The sequence below is a fragment of the Lactobacillus sp. A27 genome (assembly GCF_016742815.1).
GTDB lineage: Bacteria > Bacillota > Bacilli > Lactobacillales > Lactobacillaceae > Lactobacillus > Lactobacillus gallinarum.
The window spans coordinates 48,465-70,653 of record NZ_JAEHNT010000033.1; the positions used below are offsets into that span (position 1 = coordinate 48,465).

The window sequence follows — 22,189 nt, forward strand, 5'->3', positions numbered from 1 at the left end:
TTAGAGTAAAAATAAAAGAGAATGCTATGCTTCAGCATTCTCCTTTCAAAATATTCAAAATAAAAAATTTTTATTTACTAAAAAATTTATTCAGCTTTAGGAATAAAGCTTTTACGTACCACCAAATTAGTGTTCATATTCACATCAATATGCGCACGATCAGGTTGAATAATCAAATTGGTCAGCATAGTTAAAGCTAAATCAATCATTTCCTGCTGGTTGATGTTGTAAGAAGAAAGTGGTGGTGATACGTACTTCACTACATTACTGTTATTGATACTCAAAATTGCGGTATCTTTTGGTACGTTAATATTTTCTTCGTTAAAGGCCTGTAAAACACCAACTGCTAATGTATCAGAAGCAATTAAAAATGCATCTGGTAAATTGTTCTTGCACTTCTTTATTACTTCTTTGCCAAGCTTATAACCATTTTCAACGCTGAATGGTCCTAAAACGAACATGTTGCTGCCATCTTTTCCGCGAACCTTCATATATTCCGCAAAGGCAACGGAACGTGGATCATTTTCTTGAATATGATCATGCTTAGGACCAACACCACCAATAAAACCAATCGATTCATAGCCGTTTTTAATAAACAAATCAATAGCATTCTTAACTGTTAAAGTTAAGTTAGGTCTAATTGAATCGAACAATTCGGGAGCTGGATTAGTATCAACAAACACCCCATTTGGTAAAACTCCGTGCAATTTTACCAACTCAGCATTTTCGATTGGCGCTGCTCCTACTCCAATAAAACCTTGGAACAATGAGGCATTTTCAATTAAGTCAGCCGCATTATAAAAGGTCTTCATCTTCATTGATTCTTGCTTAACGGTTTCTACCAAGGCTTGCTTTAAAGAAGTAAAATACTCATCTTGCAACTGTTCTTTATGGTTAGTGCGGTAAAGAAGCGCAATTGTAGGCTTAATTTCCTTTTCTTGGTGGTCTTTCCAATAACCAAGCTTATTAGCAATTTCTAAAATTTTATTTTTGGTATCTGCAGTAATCGACAAGTTAGGATCATTATTGAGCAACCGCGAAACAGTCGCAGAAGAATACCCCGACTTTTGTGCAATTTCTTTAATAGTTGTCATAATTATTTCTTTCCCATTTACTAATATTCCTGTCTTTATTATACAAAATATTTACTTAATTCCAATAAAGATCAATTTTATTCAAAAATATTTTTCTCGAGATTTTCCAATTAATTTATTTACTTTTAATTACTAAATTATTTATTTATTTGATAAATTGTTTAATTTGGTGTTATAATAAAACCGTTTTCAAAATATATTTTTTATAGAAACTAGGTCTTATCATGAAAGCAAATATCAAATGGCTTGATGATCCTGAAGTCTTCAGAATTAATCAACTGCCAGCTCACAGTGATTATCCCTTTTACAAAGATTACCGTGAATGGCAAAACCACAGCAGCAGTTTTAAACAAAGCCTCAACGGTGCCTGGCAGTTTCATTTTTCAAAAGATCCTCAAAGCCGGCCCATTGATTTTTACAAACGCAGCTTTGACTCATCTTCCTTTGACACCATCCCCGTTCCTAGTGAAATTGAATTAAACGGCTACGCCCAAAATCAATACACTAACATTCTGTATCCCTGGGAAAGCAAAATCTATCGTAAGCCTGCCTATACCCTGGGGCGCGGCATCAAGAATGGCGATTTTAGTCAAGGAAAAGACAACACAGTCGGTTCATATCTTAAACACTTTGACTTAAATCATGCTTTAGCCGGCCATGACATCCATATTCAATTCGAAGGCGTTGAACGGGCCATGTATGTCTATCTCAACGGTCACTTCATCGGTTACGCCGAAGATAGTTTCACACCTTCCGAATTCGATCTTACACCTTACATTCAAGCAAAAGACAACATCTTAGCTGTCGAAGTCTTCAAACACAGCACTGCTTCCTGGCTAGAAGATCAAGATATGTTTAGATTCTCCGGTATTTTTCGTTCAGTTGAACTCTTAGCCTTACCTCGGACTCATCTAATGGATCTAGATATCAAACCAACTGTTGTTAATGATTACCATGACGGTGTCTTCAACGCTAAATTGCACTTTATGGGTAAAACCAGTGGCAATGTCCACGTCTTAGTTGAAGACATCGATGGCAAAACTTTGCTTAATAAAAAGTTGCCACTTAAATCAACCGTTGAAATTGAAAACGAAACTTTTGCCAATGTTCACCTATGGGACAACCATGATCCATACCTTTATCAATTAATCATTGAAGTTCATGACCAAGATGGCAAATTAGTTGAACTTATTCCTTACCAATTTGGTTTTAGAAAAATTGAAATTACCAAGGATCATGTGGTTTTGCTTAACGGCAAAAGATTAATCATCAACGGCGTTAATCGTCACGAATGGGATGCTAAGCGTGGTCGCAGCATTACCCTAGCCGACATGAAGCAAGACATTGCTACCTTTAAACACAACAACATCAATGCCGTTAGAACCTGCCACTACCCAAATCAAATTCCTTGGTACTATCTCTGCGATCAAAACGGAATTTACATGATGGCGGAAAACAATTTGGAGTCCCACGGTACCTGGCAAAAGTTAGGCCAAGTTGAAGCTACTTCCAATGTACCCGGCAGCATCCCCGAATGGCGTGAAGTCGTCGTCGACCGTGCCCGCAGCAATTATGAAACCTTCAAGAATCACACTGCAATCTTATTCTGGTCACTTGGCAACGAATCATATGCCGGCAGCAACATCGCCGCTATGAACAAATTCTACAAAGATCACGATTCTTCTCGCCTCACCCACTACGAAGGCGTCTTCCATGCACCAGAATTTAAGAAAGAAATCTCAGACCTTGAAAGCTGTATGTATTTGCCACCTAAAGAGGCAGAAGAATATCTCCAAAATCCTAAAAAGCCACTTGTCGAATGTGAATACATGCACGATATGGGCAACTCCGACGGTGGCATGGGCTCTTACATCAAGCTAATTGATAAATACCCTCAGTACATGGGCGGCTTTATCTGGGATTTCATCGATCAGGCTCTGTTTGTGCATGATCCAGTCAGCGGACAGGACGTATTGCGTTACGGTGGCGACTTTGATGATCGTCACTCCGATTATGAATTCTCTGGCGACGGTTTAATGTTCGCAGACCGCACACCCAAACCAGCAATGCAGGAGGTTAGATACTACTATGGATTACACAAATAAAAAATTGCATATTATTTACGGCGATGGCACATTTGGCGTGAATGGCCAAGATTTTCAATATATCTTTAGTTATGAGCGCGGCGGACTTGAATCTTTAAAAGTACACGGCAAAGAATGGCTTTATCGTGTACCTACTCCCACTTTTTGGCGAGCAACTACAGATAACGATCGCGGCAGCGGGTTCAATCTAAAGGCCGCTCAATGGCTCGGAGCCGATATGTTCACTAAATGTACTGATATTCATTTAAAAGTAGATGAACATGATTTTCCTGAATTACCTATTGCTCCATTTAACAATAAATTCAGCAATCACGAATATGCAAGCAGTGCTCAAATTTCATTTACTTATCAAACTTTAACTATCCCTGCAACAAATGCAAAAATCATCTATAATATTGATGATGTCGGTCACATTAAAGTCACGATGCATTATTATGGTAAGAAGGGATTATCACCCTTACCTGTGATTGGTATTCGATTAATTATGCCAACTGCCGCTACTGGATTCGATTATGAAGGTTTATCCGGCGAAACTTATCCTGATAGAATGGCCGGAGCTAAAGAAGGTCGTTTCCATATCGATGGATTACCGGTTACCAAATATCTGGTTCCGCAAGAAAATGGCATACACATGCAAACTAAAAAGTTAGTTATTAACCGTGAAGCCACTCAAAATAATTCTGATCAAACAAATGAAAAATTCAGTTTATCAATTCTACAAGATAAAAAGCCATTCAATTTTAGTTGTTTGCCTTATACCGCTGAAGAACTCGAAAATGCCACCCATATTGAGGAATTACCACTTGTTCGCAGAACTGTGTTAGTAATTGCAGGTGCAGTTCGAGGCGTTGGCGGAATCGATAGTTGGGGCTCTGATGTTGAGAGTGCTTATCATATTAATCCAGAATTAGATCACGAATTTTCATTTATACTCAATTAATTTTAAATATTTTATCGTATTTAGTAAATCATTTACTAAATTATGTGTTACAATGTAATCGATTTCAGTAAAAAATTAATAACTATTAAAGGAGTTATACACATGAAAGTTTTAGTTATCGGTGGTGCGGGCTATATCGGCTCACATGCTGTTCGTGAATTAGTTAAAGAAGGCAATGACGTTGTTGTCTTAGATGCTTTGTACACTGGTCACAGAAAAGCTGTTGATCCTAAAGCCAAGTTTTATCAAGGCGACATCGAAGATACTTTCTTAGTATCAAAGATTTTGCGTGATGAAAAGATCGATGCAGTAATGCACTTTGCAGCTTACTCACTTGTTCCAGAATCAGTTAAAAAGCCTCTTAAGTATTACGACAACAACGTTACCGGTATGATTTCATTATTACAAGCTATGAATGATGCCAACGTTAAATACTTAGTCTTCTCAAGTTCTGCCGCAACTTATGGTATTCCTAAGAAATTGCCAATCACAGAAGACACTCCACTTAACCCTATCAACCCATACGGTGAAACCAAGATGATGATGGAAAAGATCATGGCTTGGGCTGACAAGGCTGACGGCATTAAGTACACTGCCCTTCGTTACTTCAACGTTGCTGGTGCTTCAAGTGACGGTTCTATCGGTGAAGACCACGCTCCAGAAACTCACTTGATTCCAAATATTTTAAAGAGTGCTATTTCTGGTGATGGTAAATTTACTATCTTTGGTGATGATTACAATACTAAAGACGGTACTAATGTACGTGACTATGTTCAAGTAGAAGACTTAATCGATGCTCACATTTTGGCATTGAAGCACATGATGAAGACTAATAAGTCAGATGTCTTCAACTTGGGTACTGCACATGGTTACTCCAACCTTGAAATTTTGGAAAGTGCTAAGAAGGTTACTGGTATTGATATTCCTTATACTATGGGACCACGTCGTGGCGGTGACCCTGATTCACTTGTTGCTGATTCAACTAAGGCAAGAACTGTTTTAGGCTGGAAGCCAAAACACGAAAATGTTGATGACGTAATCGCAACTGCTTGGAAGTGGCACAAGGGCCACCCAAAGGGTTACGAAGATAAATAAGATTATTATTTCTATACAACACACTGTCTAAACTATTTTATTATCTAAAAAACACGCTTTAATAGCGTGTTTTTCTTTGGCTTCATTTAAAATGTTATAATTACGAAAAGAAGAAATATGAGGTGGCTTTTATGGCAAGTATTAGAGATATTGCGCGGATCGCTGGCGTTTCACCTGCAAGTGTATCCCGCATTTTAAATAATGATCCTACTTTTCACATTAATGACGAAGCAAGAAAACGTGTAATTCATGTAGCAAACAAACTGCATTACAGCAAAGGCAAGAAAAAGCGGGGCCCTAAACAAAATGATCCGCAACTTTCAATTGCATTAATTATGCGTCATGACCATGCACGAGAAATAGATGATCCATATTTTCTTAATATGCATATGGGGATTAATGATGAAGCTAAAAAATGGCATTTAAGAATTGATCAACCTTTTAAGATGAATGATCAAGAAAAAGATTGGTCTATTTTAGCTAACTACGGAGCAGTATTAATTGAAGGTGAAATGACGCCTGAAGCTATAAAATCGATTCAAACCATCAATCATAATGTAATTTTTCTCGATGTCAACACTAATATTCTTAACTGCAATATTATTCGAAATGACTTCGTAGAAAAAACTACTTACATCTTGGATCTTCTTCATTCTCTTGGTCATGAAAATATTGTTTATATTGGTGGTAAATCTTCCATTATGGATTTAGACGGAAAAATCACTACTGAAAAATGCGACTTGAGAGAAACTCGTTATATTTCCTGGATGAAATTGCACAACTTGGATCAATATTGTCACTCTTTTATTACCGATTGGTCTGCAGATTCCGCTCTTAAAATTACTGATCAAGTCATTCAATTGAAAGAGCGGCCTACAGCAATTGTAGTGGGAAGCGATCCAATGGCACTAGGCGTTTACAAAGCTCTTAACAACCACCATATTTCTATTCCTGATGATATTTCAGTCGTAAGTTTTGATGATGTTGATATCAATCGCTTTTTAACTCCTACTCTTTCCAGTGTTTATATGGATACCAAAGAAATGGGTAAAACTGCAGTCCGTCTTGCTAAAGATTTAATTACTGAAAATATCAGTATTCCTCTAACTGTTACTTGTCACGGCAACTTAAATAAACGTGAATCAATCAAGGCAATCAATTGACTGCTTTAAAATGATACATTTTAGCCACAAAATCTTGATGGGCCACCTCATCATAAATACCTGTGTCCATTAATTCATCGCCACCGATTATTTCATTGGTGGCGATATTTTTATAATCATATTCTGGATTCAAGCCAGCTAATTTAGGCTTAGTAAAGCTAGGCTGAGCTGAACTCAGAATATTTACTACAGTTAAAATTACATCACGTTTATCTGAACTAACTACTTCCCAAGCAGTCTGATTACTATTAAATGGCGACTTCAAACGATATAAAGTGCCAAATTGAGTAAGCTTTCTAATTTGCTTATATAAAGTTATTTGCTTTTTAACTTCTTCTTTTTCATCATCATTCAATTTAGTTAAATCAAGTTCATAGCCTAGGTCTCCCCACATAGCTACAGCACCCCGTGTAGCTAATGGTGTTACTCTACCATTTTGTTCATTTGGACACACGGAAACATGTGAGGTCATCATTGATTGCGGATAAACTAGACTTGTACCATATTGGATCTACCGCCACCACCAGAACATCCTTCAAACAAAATATTAGGATATCTGGTCGTCAATTTTTCAAGCAAATCATATAATCCTAAAATATAACGATGATATGCTTCACCCTGCTCATCTGGCGTTAAATCTGCTTCATAAATGTCTGAGATATAACGATTCATATCCCATTTAATATAATCAATTTGATTTTGATCTAGGATCTTAACCATCTGGTCAAAAATATTTTGTCGTACTTCTTTTCTCCCTAAATCAAGCACATATTGGTGACGATCTGGATTAGGAATTCTATTAGGAACATGCATCAAATAATCGGGATGTTTTTTATATAATTCAGAATCATAGGAAATCATCTCTGGTTCAAACCAAATACCAAATTTTAATCCTTGATTATGTACATAATCAATAAAATGACTCAAACCAGTAGGAAACTTTCTCTGATCGACAAACCAATCGCCTAAAGATGAATTATCCGCATCCCTGTGTCCAAACCAGCCATCATCCAAGACAAACATTTCAATCCCTAAATCCTTAGCTTGATCAACAATTGCTTGTAATTTCTTTTCATTAAAATCGAAATACGTTGCTTCCCAATTATTAACCAAAATAGGTCGAACCTTATTTTTGAATTTACTGCGAATAATATGGTCAAAAATCACTTGATGAAATGTCTGGCTCATTTGATTTATGCCATTTGGAGAATAAGTCATCAAAACTTCCGGAGTCTGAAAATCTTCATTTGGCTCCAGTTTCCAATCAAAATTAAAATCATTTATCCCAATATTTAAACGGATTTGATTAATTTGATCTTTCTCAAGTTCAAACATACGATTACCTAAATAAACAAAAGTAAAACCATATGCGTCTCCTGCAAATTCATCTGTATTAGGTCTAACTAAAGCAAGAAATGGATTCATCTGATGACTGGAAGCGCCACGATGACTACCATAGACGCGAATCCCCTGATCAATCTTGCTTCTTTGCAGATGACGTTCATTGGCATGCGCTCCAGGCAAGGTAATTGCTTCAAAATCTTCATTGCCAAAATCAATTTGCATTGAAGCGGCTTTTCTTAAGTGAACGACTTCTTCTCCAGAATTAATTATTTTTACAGCTCTAGAAATAACTGGTAAATCTCTAAAAATTGTATAAAACAATTGATATTCCACCTGAGTTAATTGATCTTCAAGAGTAACAATCAAAGTTTGGGCTTCATCTTCGTCTTTAACCCAACTATGTGGCAAACCATTCAATTTTGGCTTCCCTGCAACTATTTCATAACTCTTATATCTTAACAAAATAGAATTTGAACCATTTTTTTGATATAAAACCGTTGCTGGTGTGCGATAATTCATTTCGCCTGCACTACTATATTCTTCAGGCAAAGTATCACGAGAAAACTCACGTCCTGGTACATCAGCCAAATTGCCTGAAAAGCCTCGAAGCAAACGGGGATATTTTAACTGTCCATGATATTTTCGAATTCTTTTACCAAAATATAAATGAGCTAAAGTAGCTCCCTGTTCCACTGAAAATAAATATGATATTTGTTTATTGTGTAAATGAAAAACTTTATTTTCTTCATCAACTGTAATTAAATTTTGCATATTTTTCTCCGTATTCTACTTACTAAAAAGGAGCATAGAACTTTCTATGCTTCTTTTTTATAGTTCAGCTGATCTTAATTGATAAATAGTACCTTCTACTTTAGCTTCACCATTTTCACTTGTTACAAAAATTCGGTTAGCTTTTTCATCAGGAAAAACTCGCATTGAAAATACTTTTTTACCATCATCTAAGAAAATTTCAGCTGAAGATTCATCTTGTAAGATTCTAACTTTTATTTTTTGATCTAGATTTAAATGACAACTGCGACTATTGCCATAACTTTCACCAAAATGAACTCCGCAATTTCCGCGATCTATGATAAATTCTTGTTTTTTATGATTAAAAATTCAGGAGAAAAACTCTAATCAAAGTCCAGAACAATTTATAATCGATTACCGCTTAAAAAGAACAAGTGAACTACTAAAATCGGATTCTGGAACGATTTCTTACATTGCACTTTCTTCCGGTTTTCAAAGCTATCAGAGCTTTAATCGCCTTTTTCGTAAAAGATATCAGATTTCACCGACCGAATTCAGAAAGAAATATAATACCAAAACAAATAAGCGATGAATCATTAAAGATCCATCACTTATTTTATTTATGTAAATTTTTATTTTAATGATAAAAGTCAAAACGACCAATAGACAACGTTCCTTTAACGCCGCCGGTTTCAAAGATCGATTTATCAATAGTGATCTTCTTCATCACTGAAGCCCAATAACCATATAATTTAACGCCTAATGCTAAGCCTACAGCACTTTTACCCAAATCAACCACAACACCTAAGTCATGGTAAACAAATGGGTTAGGACGACTATAGCCATTCACTCTCGCATGAATATCATCGGCTGCATAATTAGCCATAGATAAAGCTAATTGACCAGTATTTGGCAAAGGCCAGCTCTTTCCTGGTTGTGGCACTGAAGCAACATCCCCTAAAACATAGATGTCTTCACTTTCAGGAGCTGTTAAATGATCAGTTACTGTAATCTTGTCACGTTGTTCCTTAAAACCAGAGTCCGCAATTACTGGATTACCACTAAAGCCCATCATCCAAATTATGTTATTAGTTGCCAACTTCTTTTCTTCAGCTTGATCACCAATCTTATAGCAAACGCCATCCGCTTGAATTTGACTAATGCGCGCTTGATTAATGATATCAATATCATTTTCTTTGATCTTATTCAAAGCATAATTACATTGCTTATCGCCAAACATTGGCAACATTCTCTTAGAGCTATTAAACATCTTGATTTTGATTTGATCAGGACTAACTCCTGCTAATTTGGCAAAACGAGGTCTATTCATAGCTATAGCGTTGGTTACTTCTACTGCCTGAAAGCCTGACCCACACATTGTTATTACCAAATCATTCGGATTCTTAGTCTTTTTATAATCACGCATGCTTGCATACAGATGATTCCGAATAGCCTCGGCAGATTCCACATTATACATAGGCAATGCATGTTCTTGCACGCCATCGATTCCAAATGTGCTTAACGTAAAGCCTAATCCAATTACACAATAATCATATTTTAAAGGAGTATGCTTGGCTAATTCTACCGTTTTATTTTGGTAATCAATTTTCTTAACTTCATCTTGGATAAAGGTAGTCATCTTTGGATTAATCACATCTGCTACTGGATACGATATTGCGGTGTATGGCGCTTCACCAGATACCACGTCATACAAACGGAATGTCTCACAGTGAAATGGATTGCGATCAACTAAAATAATCTTAACTTCTTCACGCAATTTTTTTTGCAGTTTAACGACGGTCTTAATGCCGGCAAAACCAGCACCTAATACAACAACCTTTTTCATGATTGAATCCTCCTACTCTTTTAAAATATAATTCCTAAGAAATATGTAAATAGATATGCGGCAGACCCTACTAACAGTGTTTTAACACCGGTACTAAAGGTTTCCGTTTTAACTTGTTTATGAATAATTATCTTATTTTGTTGATAGATAAATGGAACGATTAAGATTGTTAGCCAAACAGTTTTTGGTGCAAGTCCCAAGAAAGGTAAAATTCCAATAATCAAAAATGCCAATACATTTTTGACGGTTAAAGCGATTAATCCGCCCTTTTTACCAATAAAATGAATGATAGTCGTACGGTGATTATCTTCGTCTTCTTGAGCATCACATAAATTGTTGGTCAGCATTAAATTAGAGATCCATAATTCATCTGCCAGAGCTACAAAAAAGATTTGTCCAATAGTTAACCAATTCCAGGTAAAGACTTGATAGGTATTAAGGTATACGCTCAGTAAAACAATCATAAAGCCCATGGTGAAACCGGAAAATAGCTCGCCTAATGGCAAACTTGAAATTGGATGCGGACCAAACGAATATAGATACCCAACGGCAAAACAGAAGATACCCATCCATAAAACAGGCAACCCAGCTTGACTTACAAGATAAAGACCTAACAATGCCGAAATCACACTAAATCCGATTATTAAACCCAAAACCAACTTAGGGTTAATATTTTCTCGACCAATGATATTAGTTTTTTCTTGGTAACTCTTACTATCCGCATGATAATAATCGCAATAATTGTCAAACATATCGACAACCATATTGAATAAAAACATCGCAATAAAGAAGATTAAAGCTAGCTGCCAATTTAGTTGATGATAATAAAATTTACTAAAGCACATTCCTAACAAAAATGGTATTACACTAGCTGTCTTGGCCTTAATTTCAATTAATTCCAAAAATACATTTAAAGCCATTAGCCCACATCCTTTCGATACATCTAATTTTTATCTATTTAATTCCTATATGAATCGCTGCCGCTCCACCAGTTAATTTCTTAACCGCGACATGACTAAATCCATTTTTAACTAATAATTGCTTTAATTGTTGAGCAGATAAAAATTCTTTACTTGTTTTAGATAAATATTGATAATCTCGCACATTGCTCTTAACCAGCTTTGCCCAATAAGGGAAAATTTCAAAATACGCACGCCAACCTAATTTAATGATCTGATTATTAGGCTGCGACATTTCTAAAATGGCAAATTGTCCGCCAGGTTTTAAAACCCGATAAGCTTCTTTAATGGTCTTTTCTGCATCGGGCACATTGCGTAAGCCAAAACAAATGGTAACACAATCAAAACTTCTCGCCGCGAAAGGCAAATTCATTGCATCCCCGTTAACTAATTTAACTTTCGGTTGCAAATGCTTTTTCACTATCTTTTCGTGGGCCAGTTTTAACATCGCTTGATTAAAGTCTAGGCCAGTTACCAATTTAACTTTTTTCGCTAAAGCAATAGTAGAATCGCCAGTGCCACAACATAAATCTAAACATTGATCTGTGCTTTTCAAATTTAATCTGGTTAAAAATTGTTTCCGCCAAATATTCTGGATGCCCAAACTGACCATATTATTCATCAAATCATAATTGGGAGCAACGCGGGTAAATAAATCATTAACGTCTTTTTCAGGTACTTTATTTGTTAACATTGCTTTTTCCTCACAGACCTTGATCTGCTCTCTTTAATTCACGATAACGCTGCTCAGTTTGCCACAACTCTTTTGGACTGCCTTGCATATAAATTTTCCCATCTTCTAGGAAAATAACCTGATCCATTTGATCAATTCCCTGCAAGTGGTGTGTAATCCAAATCAAAGTTTTTCCTTTAAGCTGAGTCATAAAAGTATCGATCACAGCTTGTTCAGTAATAGGATCTAATCCTACTGTTGGCTCATCAAGTAATACAATCGGCGTATCTTTTAACAAAATTCTTGCCAAAGCCAAGCGGTGACGCTCACCACCTGAAAAACGTAAACCTGCTTCATCTACTTCTGTTTCTAAACCTTGCGGTAGTTTTTCAACCATTTGATCTAATCCTACTCGTCTTAACACATCCCACAATTGATCATCTGTAGCATCTTCATTTCCTAAGCGGAGATTATTGCCAATTGTTGTGTTAAACAAGTAAGGATTTTGATTAATTATACTGAAATAATTAGCAATCTGATCACCAAATTGATCTGTCGAAATTCCATTTAGCGTAATACTACCGCTATCAGGAGTACGATCTCCACGCAATAATGAAGCGAGCGTGCTTTTACCAGCACCACTACGTCCTAAAATTGCTAACTTTTCACCATTCTTAATGGTTAAATTAAGACCGTGCAAAATCTCTTTATTAGTCTTAGGATAAGTATAATGCACATCCTTAAGATCAATTTCATATGGAGCCTTAAGGGTAATTGCTTTCTTATTTTCAACTTCTGGTTCAGGTAAATTATTTAATCGATTCAACGAATCCTTATAAATATTTGTTTCCTGAGCTGCGGCTGGCAATCCCGCAAAGGCTGACACGGTTGGAAATAGTGCCAATGCAAACGCTGCAATCCAGTTTGTATAATAGGTATCTCTTTGACCAAAGCGAAACATGCCCCAAATTATCAAACTGACAATCGCTAACAGATATACTAGCTGAAAAGTATAATCACGCCAACGTTCAAACTTTTTCATCACCTGATCAACTTCAAAAAGTTCTTGTTGATCTTTAACATGGAGCTTCAAAAAGGCTGAACCACGACCGGATAAAACCCAATCGTTGACACCCATCACGTTATCTGTCAGATCAGCATACAGTTTATCTTGCATTTGCTTTTCATAGGTCTGTCTAGCTCCGTTTACAAGCACTGACCAAATTGGAATAGCAAAAATAATTAAGCCAAAAACTACTAGCATCCATAATCCCATTAATGGAGATAGCCAACCTAAGCCAATTACAATAATTGCATATAGGCCCCAAGCTACCATCATTGGAAAAATAGATCTTAAATACAGGTTTTGAATGTGGCTAACATCATCAGACAATAAGCCTAAGATATCGCCTAGTTGATACTTACTATTAAAATTAGTAGCATCCCGTTCCAACGAATCATAAAGCTGCTGGCGGAATTTGGAAGTCATTCTAAAGACCCAGTTATGACTTACTAACCGTTCAACATAACGGACAGCTGGACGGAACACACCAAATGCTCTGGTCAAAACTATCGGTACATAAACTAGTAAAATATTTTCAGGTCGTGCAGCAGATCTACTAATCAAGTAACCTGCGCAGAACATCAATCCTCCACCGCAGAAGAACGTCAAAATACCCAAGAAAATTGCTAAGATCAAAGTTTTTTTGTAGCGCTTTAAGAAAGGACGAACCCAACGATCATTTTTTAGAGCTTTTAAAATTGGAATCCTATTGATCATTGCTTTCGCCTCTCATTCCGTGAATTAAATCAATAAAGTAACTATTATTTGCCTGCAAATCTGCAAACGTTCCCTGACCTACTAGCTGTCCATGATTCATGACTAGGATATAATCCATTTCTTTTAACCAGTGCAACCGGTGAGTGGCAAAGAAGACCAGGCGCTTTTGCATTAAAGGCAACATTTTAGTCTTCAAATCAATTTCAGTTTCAATATCTAAGTGAGCAGTTGGCTCATCAAAGATCATCACTTTACGTTTAGGATCTAGAAATGCCCTTGCTAAAGCAATTCTTTGCGCTTGACCACCAGACAAAGCTCTTTTACCTTGACCGATAACCGTATCTAAGCCCTTAGGCAAGTCGTTTAATAAATCATCTAATCCCATGACATGAATAGCCTGCAATATTTCTTGATCAGTTGCTTCAGGGTGATAAAAAGCAATATTTTCACGTAAAGACTTTGAAAAAACATATGGCTGTTGCGGAATGTAGATTAATTGCCTCTGCCAATCAGGGATGTTCATCGTGTTAGTTTTATGACCTTCTATTTCAATATCAGCTTGACTTGGTGTTAAAAAGCCACTAATTAGGTTAATCAAAGTACTCTTACCAGAACCACTCATACCGATAATTCCGATTTTTTGATAGCCTTTAATCTTAAAATTAATTGGTCCAATTTCCGCACCCTTTAAATAATTGAAACGCAGATCATTAATTATTAACTCATCATTTGCACTCCAGTCAGTTAATGCAATTTTCTTTACAGGTTCTTTCGGAGCAGCGATTAACTCATTAATTCTCTTAAACGCATTTTTTCCATTTAGAGTGGCATGAAAATCGCCTGCAAAATCTCGGATTGGTAAGAAAAAGTCTGGTGCTAAAATCAAGATTCCCAAAGCAGGAAATAAATTGATTTTTCCATTCATCAAATCAAAACCAAGAAAAACTGCAATGATAGCAATTGATAAAGTAGTAAAGAAATCAAGAGCAAAAGTTGAAAGCATTGCGACTTTTAACACTGCCATTGTTTTCTTGCGAAAGTTTTCACTTAAACGATAAATACTTTTTGAATAGCGCTTGCTTAGGCCCAAATATTTTAGTGTATCAATACCACGTAAGGAATCGATAAAATTATTTGATAAAACCTGGAAACGACCAAATTGTTTAATCGCCTTATCTTGTGCTGCATGTCCCAAAATTATCATGAAAAGAACAATTAAAGGATACATCAAAAGCAGAATTACTGCAGAAAGCCAATTTAAACAAAGCATGCAGATAAACACTATGATCGGAACGATCATCATCGTAAGGACTTTGCTATAAATCAGTTTGACATATTGTCGAACCTCATCAACTCCATCCAAAGCCATCGTAATCAAGCTACCCGTTCCCTGCTTTTGAACTAGAGCTTGTCCTTCATTAAATACTTTGGTTAAAAGTTTTTCTCGTAAGTCTTCTGCAATTTTTCCAGAATATTTATTTAAAATTGCATCCCTAATAGTATTAATCAATTGACGCAAGGCAAAGCATACAATAAATAGCAATAATAATAGCCAATTTAAAGCATGACCTTCCCAAAGTCCCGTCAAAACTGCACTTAATGCCAAAGCCTGACCAATTATGAAAAAAGCCTGCAGAATCTCAATTACTGCAAGCTTTCTCATGATTGCACTAGCGCCAGCAAGTTTGAATAGCTGTCGATCAATCATTATTTAACCTCTCCAATTTTAGGCATTGCAATCCGCTTGCGGAAAATCCAGTAAGCCCAGATTGTGTAAGCCAAAACACAAGGTACCAAGATTACAGTAGCAATTGTCATTACAACTAAAGTGTAATTTGATGATGATGCACTTTGGATCATCAAATCGTATTTGCTACTAATTGATGAGATCATTACTCTTGGGAACAATCCGCAGAAGATTAATGCTACCAATGAAATCAAGGTAAGACCACTAAATGTAAGAGCGGTACCTTGCTTGTTCTTAAAGGTTGAAACGTGTGCTGCAACTGAGAAGCCCACGATTAAAGCTAGGCAGATTAGAGTCAAAATTGGATGAACCTTTAAGAAGTCTGTTTGGAAGAATAATAGTAAAGCAAAAATAACTTCACCAACATAGAGTACCCAGTAAAGTGCATGAGCATAATTTTGGGCACGATCTGAAATTACGCCTTTTGTCTTTAAAGTAATATAGTTCAAACCATGTAAGTAGCAAAGAAGTGTTAAAGCAACACCACCTACTACTGAGAACCAGTTAATGTAATCGAAGAAATGACCATAAATATTACCATTTGCATCGATTGGCATCCCTTTAATCATTGAGATAAACATGATTCCGAAGAAGAATGGAACAAGGAAACTCCCGATTGCCATTATGTTATCCCAAATATGACGATGGGCTGCACTACTCTTTGACCTAAACTCAAAGGATACACCACGAATAATTAAGCCAACCAAGATAATCAGCAAAATAATGTAGTATCCTGAAAATAATGTTGCATACCAATATGGGAATGATGCAAACATAGCACCACCTGCGGTAATAAGCCATACCTCATTACCATCCCACACAGGTCCAATAGTTCTGACAATTTGAGTTCTTTCGGCATCATTATAAGCTAATGTTTTTACAGCCATTCCCACACCGAAGTCAAAACCATCCAGGAAGAAGAAGCCGGAAAACAAAACGGCTAACAAGATAAACCATAATATTTGCAAAACTGACGCTGACATTTAAAAGGCCCCCTTTGCAAATGGATCAGTAGCTCTCTTTTCGTCTCCAGCTTTTTCCCATTCTTCTGGGTCATTACGCAAGAAGCGAACAGTTAAAGCAATCATTACAATTGCCAAAATTGTAAACAATGAGAAGTAAACAATATTGGAAATTAACAATGATGTTGCTGATACACTTGGTGATACACTTTGTGCAATAGTAAATAGTCCATAAACAGTCCATGGATAACGACCAAGTTCAGTAATTAACCAACCTGCAGTATTAACAATAAATGGTGAGAAAGTCAAAATTGCTAGTACCCATAGACACCAACGATGGCTGTAAAGACTTTCTTTGCCTTTGCGTGTCATGATCAATCCTACAATTGAAACTAAGAATAATAATGCAGCAAAGCCACACATTACACGGAATGACCAGAACAAAGTGTTAGCTGGAACATAATAATCCATCTTATGATTGTCAATCTTAGTTCCATATCTCTTTTCAAGTTGCTTATTAACTTCTTTCATACCAGTTACGGCACCTGTGGTCTTGTGGTATGAAAGAATACTCAATACATCGGGAATATCAATGTTTCCTTTCATGTCATGAGTCTTAGGATCGACATAGCCAACTACAGTCCATGGTGCTTTTTCACCGGTCGTAGTCGTTACACCTTCTGCTGCAGCGAACTTCATTGGTTGTTCATGAACCAAATATCTCATTTGGAAGTCACCGGCAACAAACTCACAAGATGAGAAAATTAACATTAAAACCAATCCTAAACGAATAGTTTTATGATAAATCTTCTTGTTAACATCTGATATGCTACGTTTTTTAAGTAATTGGAATGCAGCTAAACCTGTAAGAATGGTAGCACCGGTAAGCAATGCACCAAAAATTACGTGAGTATATTCATATAATAATTGACGGTTGCTAAGCAATGCACCAAAGTCAACCATGACTGCACGACCACCGCGGATACTAAATCCAACGGGATGCTGCATAAATGAGTTAGCTGTCAAAATCCAAAGTGCTGAAGTTAAAGTACCAAAGACAATCATCCATGCAAAGAATAGGTGCAAGCCCTTCTTTACACGATCCCAGGTAAATAACCAAAGACCAATAAATGTTGATTCAATAAAGAATGATAGCAAGGCTTCAAATGCTAATGGAGCTCCGAAAATATCACCCATGAATCTTGAATAATCTGACCAATTCATACCGAATTGGAATTCCTGAATTAATCCAGTTACCACACCAACGGCGAAAGTTAAGAGGAAGACATTTCCCCAGAATTTAGTCATTTTGCGATAATTAGGGTTTCCAGTGTGGACATACATTGATTCCATAATCGCAACCACGAAGATTGTACCAATTGTAAATGGTACAAAGAAGAAGTGGAATATGGTCGTCATTGCGAATTGGAAACGTGCTAAACTTAACACATTCATAATTACGCCTCCATAAAATTCTAAACTCCCTAATCTTTTAATAGGCTCACTTATAGTGTATACCTCTTAAAAAGTCTTTCAAGTCGGGCAATAATGCGTTTTCAGTAGTGTTATCTTATTTTATTCTAATTTTTCACTTTAGGCCTTACAATAACAGCTGTTATTATTAATATTTATAAATTATTCAGCTTTATTCCTCATAAAAATTTTTAAAAATATTTTTATGTTATTAAATAATCGGTTCTTTTTAATCAGATAATCGTACTTATATCAGTATTAGTTAAGAAAGTGACCTACTAAAAATAAAAAAATCATCTTATTAAAAGAAGATTTTTTCAATTAGTTATTTAATGCTCTGATGCTCCTGACGTTGCATCAGAGGCACCATTTGTCTTAATTTGATTATCGGCTGTCTTTGGATATGGCTTCATTCTGTCAGGAGAAGTAATTGAATCCAAATTATCTGCAGTGTAATTAATATGTGCAATTTTAGCATGTTTAACGTCTTCAATAGTCTTGCATCCTGTTAATTGCATATCGATCAACAATTCTTTGTCTAATTGATCAATTACACTTTGAACACCTGGTGCTCCACCTAAGGCTAAACCATAAAGATATGGACGACCGATACCAACCATATCGGCACCCAATGCTAATGCTTTAAAGACATGTGAGCCACGACGTACGCCGGAATCAAAGATAATTGGTACCTGGTGGTTAACAGCCTTGGCAATTGCTGGCAAAACATCAATAGCTGCAGGACCACCATCTAATTGACGGCCACCATGGTTGGTAACATAAATACCATCAGCGCCAGCACCCATTGCTTTATAAGCATCTTCAACAGATTCAACACCCTTAACAATTACAGGTAAGCCAGTTTCTTCCTTAATGCGACGAACATCTTCAGGACCAATCTTTTGAGCTGATGAAGCATACATTTGAGCTACACTTTGTCCTTCACCCTTACCATCAAGATAGCGGGTAAAGAAGTCCAATGGAACTGGATAAGTAAATTTAGTTCTCAAGTTAGCTTCACGATAACCTGATACCAAAGCATCAACAGTCAAATAAATGCCCTTATAACCTGTCTTTTTAATTGCATCAAAGACCATTTCGTTAAATTTCCAATCCTTACTTAAGTAAAGCTGGAAAAATCTTGGAGCATCTGGAGCGGCTTTAGCAATATCTTCAACACTCTTGTTAGCATAGGTACTTGATGCAAACAATGCACCAGCAGCTGCAGCACCCTTTTGCGTATCAACTTCAGCCATTGTATGTGCAATTCCGTGACATGCAATTGGTGAAATCATTACTGGAGTCTTGAGCTTCATCCCCATGAATTCAGTAGCTGTAGAAGGATTTTCCATGTCAGTTAAGGCACGAGGAATAATTTGCCAATGATTAAAGGCTGCGGTGTTATTACGCCATGTCCATTCATTCTCTGAACCAGAAGCAATGTAGTAATATGCCCCTTCTGGCATAATTTTCTTAACTCTTTGTTCAAGTTCATCGACATTAATCATATGCAAATATTCTTCCCGATCGCTTTGTGGGAATCCTTTGTAATATACTGTCATATCTTGTGCCTCTTTCTACATAAATTTTATAAATCTGTTCAGCTTTCATTATTACACCAAAACATTATTTCTGTTAGTGAAAAGGCTTACAAACATTATAATTATCATAATGTAGTCCGTTATCTTATTTTGACTAAATAAAGAATAAAAAATCAATCGATGAGAAAGATCTATTTACACAAACTTCTTGACAGTCTCAGAGCTAGCGATACTTTAGAAATTGTTACTAATAAACAATATCTTATCAAAGACTAAAAGGCTTAAAAGAAGAGTATTTCGGTTCTTTCGAAGGTCAAGATGAACGTCTTAACCCTCAAGTTCCTTACAACGATTTTTTTGTTCAATATGGTGGTGAAAATCAAAAAGACGTGCAAAAGCGTGTATTTGATACAATTTCAAGTTTTATGGCTAAAGCCCAACCCAATGAGAAAGTTATTGCCGTCTCACATGCCGGAGCCTGCTTTAATTTCTTAATTGCCATCGGAGTTGATCCACAGCAATTTTTAAAAAAGAGATTTGGCAATTGTTCTATTCTTGTAATTGATTACAAAAATGGAAAATTTAAACTAGAAGATTTAATTAATCCAAACTAAAAAAGGCGTCGACAATCGACGTCTTTTTTACATTCATAATCTAATACTTCAAATCACTAAATTGCTTATTAGAATTCTTCTTTGCAAGAGCTTCACTCTTCCAGTAAACAGCATTAGTGCGGCCGTTTGAATTAGCTGAGACGATCACACTTTGACCATCTTCAGTATGTGGTGCCAAGTATGTACTACCCTGTCCTGGAGTTTGACCCATATTGGTAAAGCTATAGAAACTAATACCATTAATTGTAGTTTGCTTCATATAACCATCTGAAGTACTTGAACCACTGTTCTTAGCCTTAACATTCATGCTAAAACCAGCTTCATCATTAATTTTATTATCAGTTACAGTCAAAGTGTCAATATTGCCGTTGCCTGTATCAGCAGTGTACCAAGTACCTTGAAGTGATGAAGGAATCACACTAGCACTAGTAGTTGTAGTCTTTTGTGCATCTTCATCGCCTTCTAATTTGACATTTAATTGTGTTTTTTCAGCTAATTGTTTTACTAAATCAGCATCATTCTTTTGGTTAAGGTAAGCAACGATATCTTTCAAACTAGTAGTTCCTAAATTACGTTGCTTAACAAAAATAGTAACTTGTTTATTGGCACCATCACCAGCTAGCATATAACGCGCATTACTGCTCTTGCCGGTACCACTAACTTCATAAACATAACCGCTATTATCTGAGGTAATGCCTGTAGCATCTTTACTTCTAAATGCTACACCTAAATTTCCTTGCTTAGCGGCATTAACAGCAATTTCCCAAGTATCACCGTATTTTTGTGCCGCATAAACTGCAATGGCACTGGCAGTGGTCTTGTAATCCATCTTGCTTGCAGACAACTTAGTATATGTATCTTTATTCTTGGAACTAGCTGTTGAAGTACTAGAGTTATCACTTGAATTCTTAGCAACTTTACTTGTTTTAGATTGTGATGATTGTGTATTGCTTTGTGTAGTTTGACTGCATCCTGCTAAAGTTAAAGCCGCAGAAATTGCAACCAACACAGTTAATTTATGTTTCAACAGAATTTCCCCTTTTCTTATTCGTTTCTATTGCTTTTCCTAATAATATTATGAAAAAGAATAAATGCCAACTTTTAAAGCAAAAATTTCCTAAAACTTATACTTACTTTAAGCTTTTAAATTCAGCATTCACATTATTTTTAGCAATTGTTGTTGATTTCCAATAGGAATCAAGATAATCTCCGGTATCTACACTATAGGTTACTACCGCCGGATTTCTACCATTTTTTTGTACAGTATACAAAAAGCCAAAATTTTGTGCTCCTAAGCTTTGGACATGATAACAATCAATACCATTAATATTCTCGATTCGAGCTCTAGCCCAGTGCTTAGTTTGTTGGAAGGATTCCGTAGTAACTACAGCAGTTGATATCCTATGAATCTCTTCTCCTTCAATAGTATGAGCAGTGATCACTAGCTTTTTACCCTTTTTATTGTACCAAATACCACGAAGTTTTTTAGGAATATAAGCTAACCCTGCATCCCCTTTAACCCCATATTTATTTGAAGTAATCCGAGCACCCAATACAGTCTTAGCAGATAATCTTTTCACTTCTTCAGATTTTTGATGATCATTTAAAAAAGTTAAAATCGAATTCAAACTAACAGTAGCTATTTTCTTTTTATGGTTAAAAAATGAGACTTCATCTTTCTTCAACGTGTAGAAAGTATTTTGTTCTTTTCCGTTACCAGTAACCTGGTAAATATAGCCCTGCCCTTTAAAAATACGGCTAAAACCTGTTTTACTTTTAATACTGATACTTAAATGATTTTTTACCGCTTGCTTATATGCGTCTTGCCATTTTCCTTTATATTTCATGGCTGCATAAATTGTAATTGCACTAGCCTGTGATGTCTTGGTTAATTTATTAGCAGTTAAATTCTTTGAAACTTGCTTTTGAGTATTGTTGTCGACACTTTTATCATGCTGAGTGGAATTTTGACTACAAGCACTGAGATTTAGAGCTGTAGCTATTAAAAAAATTAATACTAATATCTTTTTGCTCATTGCAATACTTTCAACATTCTTCCCGATAATACAAAAATACCCCTAACGAAAATTAGGGATACTAATT

18 protein-coding genes and 1 pseudogene are annotated in these 22,189 nt (G+C 36.1%); 6 read left to right on the top strand and 13 right to left on the bottom strand.

Annotation, left to right across the window (positions count from 1 at the left end; genetic code table 11):
• Positions 1-86: 86 nt before the first annotated feature.
• Positions 87-1,094 (bottom strand): LacI family DNA-binding transcriptional regulator, encoded by a 1,008-nt coding sequence (locus tag JEM49_RS05340; RefSeq protein ID WP_201874005.1) that lies wholly within the window; start codon positions 1,092-1,094, stop codon positions 87-89.
• A 224-nt stretch (positions 1,095-1,318) separates the two neighbouring features.
• On the opposite strand from JEM49_RS05340, the gene JEM49_RS05345 reads away from it, so the two are divergent.
• The 4 genes from JEM49_RS05345 (at position 1,319) to JEM49_RS05360 (ending at position 6,397) form a co-directional block, all read left to right on the top strand.
• Positions 1,319-3,199, top strand: a complete 1,881-nt coding sequence (locus tag JEM49_RS05345) for a glycoside hydrolase family 2 TIM barrel-domain containing protein (protein WP_201874006.1) — start codon at positions 1,319-1,321, stop codon at positions 3,197-3,199.
• On the top strand, positions 3,183-4,139 hold the full coding sequence (locus tag JEM49_RS05350; protein ID WP_201874007.1) for a beta-galactosidase small subunit: 957 nt from the start codon (positions 3,183-3,185) through the stop codon (positions 4,137-4,139). Before JEM49_RS05345 ends, JEM49_RS05350 begins: the two co-directional genes overlap by 17 nt.
• Before the next feature lie 102 nt (positions 4,140-4,241).
• The gene (galE, locus tag JEM49_RS05355; protein ID WP_025005359.1) at positions 4,242-5,234 is read left to right on the top strand and encodes a UDP-glucose 4-epimerase GalE; all 993 of its coding nucleotides are present in this window, start codon (positions 4,242-4,244) and stop codon (positions 5,232-5,234) included.
• A 131-nt stretch (positions 5,235-5,365) separates the two neighbouring features.
• The gene (locus tag JEM49_RS05360) at positions 5,366-6,397 is read left to right on the top strand and encodes a LacI family DNA-binding transcriptional regulator (RefSeq protein WP_087176772.1); all 1,032 of its coding nucleotides are present in this window, start codon (positions 5,366-5,368) and stop codon (positions 6,395-6,397) included.
• Here JEM49_RS05360 and JEM49_RS05365 read toward each other — a convergent pair.
• Both JEM49_RS05365 and JEM49_RS05370 read right to left on the bottom strand, forming a co-directional pair.
• Positions 6,390-8,512, bottom strand: a pseudogene (locus JEM49_RS05365) (alpha-galactosidase). The gene JEM49_RS05360 and the pseudogene JEM49_RS05365 sit on opposite strands and share 8 nt — an antisense overlap.
• A gap of 57 nt (positions 8,513-8,569) precedes the next feature.
• Entirely contained in the window at positions 8,570-8,860 is a 291-nt protein-coding gene (locus JEM49_RS05370; RefSeq protein ID WP_098043814.1) for a GH32 C-terminal domain-containing protein, read from the bottom strand.
• Between JEM49_RS05370 and JEM49_RS10800 the strand changes: the two genes are divergently transcribed.
• On the top strand, positions 8,859-9,083 hold the full coding sequence (locus tag JEM49_RS10800) for a helix-turn-helix domain-containing protein (RefSeq protein ID WP_087176499.1): 225 nt from the start codon (positions 8,859-8,861) through the stop codon (positions 9,081-9,083). The two genes, JEM49_RS05370 and JEM49_RS10800, sit on opposite strands and share 2 nt — an antisense overlap.
• Positions 9,084-9,128: 45 nt before the next feature.
• Here JEM49_RS10800 and JEM49_RS05380 read toward each other — a convergent pair whose 3' ends face one another.
• The 8 genes from JEM49_RS05380 to JEM49_RS05415 form a co-directional block, all read right to left on the bottom strand.
• Positions 9,129-10,337 carry an NAD(P)/FAD-dependent oxidoreductase gene (locus JEM49_RS05380; protein ID WP_087235796.1) on the bottom strand — a complete coding sequence of 403 codons (1,209 nt, stop codon included), beginning with the start codon at positions 10,335-10,337 and terminating at the stop codon, positions 9,129-9,131.
• Positions 10,338-10,357: 20 nt separating this feature from the next.
• Positions 10,358-11,257, bottom strand: a complete 900-nt coding sequence (locus JEM49_RS05385) for a prenyltransferase (protein WP_201874008.1) — start codon at positions 11,255-11,257, stop codon at positions 10,358-10,360.
• Between the two features lie 34 nt (positions 11,258-11,291).
• Positions 11,292-11,990: a bifunctional demethylmenaquinone methyltransferase/2-methoxy-6-polyprenyl-1,4-benzoquinol methylase UbiE gene (ubiE, locus tag JEM49_RS05390; RefSeq protein WP_201874009.1), complete on the bottom strand. Its 699-nt coding sequence runs from the start codon at positions 11,988-11,990 to the stop codon at positions 11,292-11,294.
• Between the two features lie 10 nt (positions 11,991-12,000).
• A complete protein-coding gene (cydC, locus tag JEM49_RS05395) occupies positions 12,001-13,749 on the bottom strand; it encodes a thiol reductant ABC exporter subunit CydC (protein ID WP_201874011.1) in 1,749 nt (582 codons plus the stop codon).
• The gene (cydD, locus tag JEM49_RS05400; RefSeq protein ID WP_098036706.1) at positions 13,739-15,457 is read right to left on the bottom strand and encodes a thiol reductant ABC exporter subunit CydD; all 1,719 of its coding nucleotides are present in this window, start codon (positions 15,455-15,457) and stop codon (positions 13,739-13,741) included. Before cydD ends, cydC begins: the two co-directional genes overlap by 11 nt.
• Complete coding sequence (gene cydB, locus JEM49_RS05405) at positions 15,457-16,479, bottom strand: cytochrome d ubiquinol oxidase subunit II (RefSeq protein ID WP_201874012.1); 1,023 nt, start codon at positions 16,477-16,479, stop codon at positions 15,457-15,459. The genes cydD and cydB overlap by 1 nt, the downstream gene beginning before the upstream one ends.
• Complete coding sequence (locus JEM49_RS05410; protein WP_087176491.1) at positions 16,480-17,913, bottom strand: cytochrome ubiquinol oxidase subunit I; 1,434 nt, start codon at positions 17,911-17,913, stop codon at positions 16,480-16,482.
• A gap of 347 nt (positions 17,914-18,260) precedes the next feature.
• Positions 18,261-19,493 (bottom strand): lactate oxidase, encoded by a 1,233-nt coding sequence (locus JEM49_RS05415; protein WP_025005350.1) that lies wholly within the window; start codon positions 19,491-19,493, stop codon positions 18,261-18,263.
• Between the two features lie 236 nt (positions 19,494-19,729).
• Between JEM49_RS05415 and JEM49_RS05420 the strand changes: the two genes are divergently transcribed.
• The gene (locus JEM49_RS05420; RefSeq protein ID WP_087363845.1) at positions 19,730-20,086 is read left to right on the top strand and encodes a histidine phosphatase family protein; all 357 of its coding nucleotides are present in this window, start codon (positions 19,730-19,732) and stop codon (positions 20,084-20,086) included.
• Between the two features lie 40 nt (positions 20,087-20,126).
• On the opposite strand, the gene JEM49_RS05425 is transcribed toward JEM49_RS05420, so the two are convergent.
• On the bottom strand, positions 20,127-21,113 hold the full coding sequence (locus tag JEM49_RS05425; protein ID WP_087176489.1) for a hypothetical protein: 987 nt from the start codon (positions 21,111-21,113) through the stop codon (positions 20,127-20,129).
• Positions 21,114-21,216: 103 nt separating this feature from the next.
• A complete protein-coding gene (locus JEM49_RS05430) occupies positions 21,217-22,122 on the bottom strand; it encodes a hypothetical protein (RefSeq protein WP_025005347.1) in 906 nt (301 codons plus the stop codon).
• Positions 22,123-22,189 lie beyond the last annotated feature (67 nt).